The organism is Halapricum hydrolyticum, from assembly GCF_025517535.1.
Lineage (GTDB): Archaea > Halobacteriota > Halobacteria > Halobacteriales > Haloarculaceae > Halapricum > Halapricum hydrolyticum.
In genome coordinates this window covers 1-594 of record NZ_JAOPKC010000062.1, presented here as the reverse complement: position 1 = coordinate 594, position 594 = coordinate 1, and the positions used below count along the sequence as shown (strand labels likewise).

Below are 594 nucleotides of genomic sequence, written 5' to 3'. Positions count from 1 at the left end.
GCCAGCGATTCGAGGCCAGCCCGTGGGGATTGCTCGCGGGCGAGGACGGCGTTGACGTGCGTCGCAATCGACCCCATCTGTTCCTCCCAGACAGGGGTCCAAGGAACCGGCAGCGCGTGTTCGCCGACGAGTCGAAGCGTCTGCGCGTGCGCACCCAGCGTCTCGTCGGCTGCAGCGGAGTCAAACACGTCCTTCCGGGGAGGGAGCCATCCCTCGGTTCGCAGGAGGCGTTTCTGGAACCCGGGGCTCGTCATCGCCTGCAGGACGCGAGTGATTGCGGACTGGCGCTCACTGTTTGGGTTGACGATCACCTGTCTCGACACCATCGGCGACATCGTGCCACCGGTTCGCGGGTAAGACCCCTCTTGCGGACGCACGCCGTAGGGGGTGGGCGTCACACCGAAGCGGTCGGCAGTCACGTCCACGTCCTCGACCGCCGAATCGGTCAGCGCCGAGGCCCAAACGTGGTGAGCCACGGCCGCGTCACGCGAGAGCGCCTTTCGGACGTCCCCTTCGTTCCACTCCAGCGCGGCGGCGGGGACGAAATCCCCGGCGAACGACCCGAACCCATCGACCGACTCGCCGTGGAGGAAC

General features: G+C 67.5%; 1 pseudogene. It reads right to left on the bottom strand.

The annotated features are described in order from the left end of the window. Positions 1-594 (bottom strand): annotated as a pseudogene (locus tag OB916_RS16970) (hypothetical protein); the annotation flags it as partial.